Source organism: Psychroflexus maritimus, assembly GCF_011089875.1.
Classification (GTDB): domain Bacteria; phylum Bacteroidota; class Bacteroidia; order Flavobacteriales; family Flavobacteriaceae; genus Psychroflexus; species Psychroflexus maritimus.
In genome coordinates, this window is record NZ_JAANAS010000006.1 from 1 (window position 1) to 241 (window position 241).

Sequence of the window (241 nt, forward strand, 5' to 3'; positions counted from 1 at the left end):
AAGATGTAAATCTTAGCATTACTTTGATTAGCTAATCCAATGATATTCCAAGAATCATTAAATCCATCTTCATTTGGAGTGAAGAATTTTGGGTAGTCGATTAAAGAAACTAGTTTTGTTTCGGTAGCACAACCACCTAAATCTCTACCAATCACTTCTACTTCTCCGGCTTCTAAACCGCTAAAGATTAAACTTGATTGTCCGTCTTGAGCTACCCAAGGACCGCCATCTACAGAAAACT

At 36.9% G+C, this 241-nt stretch carries 1 protein-coding gene; it reads right to left on the bottom strand.

Annotated elements, in window-relative coordinates; all coding sequences use genetic code 11:
- A partial coding sequence (locus G7034_RS01655) for a T9SS type B sorting domain-containing protein (protein ID WP_166399227.1) occupies window positions 1-241 on the bottom strand: 241 nt, incomplete at both ends.